This is a genomic window from Polaromonas sp. P1_G2 (assembly GCF_056405515.1).
Map to the genome: position 1 here is coordinate 1 of NZ_JBFUBY010000722.1, position 596 is coordinate 596.

The following is a 596-nucleotide window of genomic DNA, read 5'->3' on the forward strand; positions in this document are numbered from 1 at the left end:
TCTACAGCCAGGGCAGCTATGCTCTGGCTCCACGGCTGATGCTGCTCGACGAAGCCTTTGCCGGCATCGATGACACAGCGCGAGCGCATTGCATGGGGCTGATCCGCGAGTTCGATCTGGACTTCGTCATCACCAGCGAGCGCGAGTGGGCTTGTTATGCCGAATTGCCGGGTGTCGCCATCTGCCAGTTGCAGCGGCGCGAAGGCATCGACGCCGTATTCGTCTCGCGATGGACCTGGGACGGACGAGAGAAGAAGCCCGAGGCCGATCCCGATCGCAGATTTGCGCCGGCATGAGCGATCAAGTCGACCCGCGTCTTCAACGCCTGCTCGGTGGTGACCATCTTGCCTCGCTGCGCAAGCGGCTGCGCCAACGCTTCGAGCGTGCGCCGATCGAGGGCGCCGTCGATCATATTCGCGTCGTCGGACTGAGCGCAGAGGAATACGCGGCACTGGCCGCGCTGCTCGGCCGCCGGCAGCGCCGCTCGAAGTCGCTGCAGATCGACGTTCTCCGGCTTGATGCCGACCTGCGGCGCTCCGGCATCGCCAAATCCCTGCGCGATGCGTTGGAAAAGCTTGACGGCACCATCCCTCATC

At 64.3% G+C, this 596-nt stretch carries 2 protein-coding genes; both read left to right on the plus strand.

The window, feature by feature from the left end; translation table 11 throughout:
* The coding region (locus AC1D0P_RS27175) for an SbcC/MukB-like Walker B domain-containing protein (protein ID WP_477679572.1) at positions 1-296 on the plus strand (296 nt) is incomplete at its 5' end.
* A partial coding sequence (locus AC1D0P_RS27180; protein WP_477679573.1) for a TIGR02679 domain-containing protein occupies positions 293-596 on the plus strand: 304 nt, incomplete at its 3' end. The genes AC1D0P_RS27175 and AC1D0P_RS27180, both read left to right, overlap by 4 nt.